Annotated in this window: 1 protein-coding gene; it reads right to left on the reverse strand. The window is 65.6% G+C overall.

From position 1 onward, the window contains the following. A partial coding sequence (locus SB751_RS30065; RefSeq protein WP_410749031.1) for a circularly permuted type 2 ATP-grasp protein occupies positions 1 to 276 on the reverse strand: 276 nt, incomplete at both ends.

Below are 276 nucleotides of genomic sequence, written 5' to 3' on the forward strand. Positions count from 1 at the left end.
CGCTGCCTTCGACGAGATGCACGCCCATCTGGTCGGCGAGGAACGAATGTTCGTAGTACGCGGAGTTGTGGATGCCCGGCGTGAGCACGGCGATGGTCGGATTGTCGGCGTTGCCGCCGGGCGGGCACACGGCCGCGAGCGACTGGCGCAGCATCTGCGGATAGGTCTCGACCGGGCGTACCTTGACCTGCTGGAACAGCTCCGGAAAGAGCTGCATCATCGTCTCGCGGTTCTCCAGCATGTAGGACACGCCGGACGGCGTGCGCGCGTTGTCCT

Origin of the sequence: Cupriavidus sp. SIMBA_020 (genome assembly GCF_046535395.1) — a bacterium.
GTDB lineage: Bacteria > Pseudomonadota > Gammaproteobacteria > Burkholderiales > Burkholderiaceae > Cupriavidus > Cupriavidus campinensis.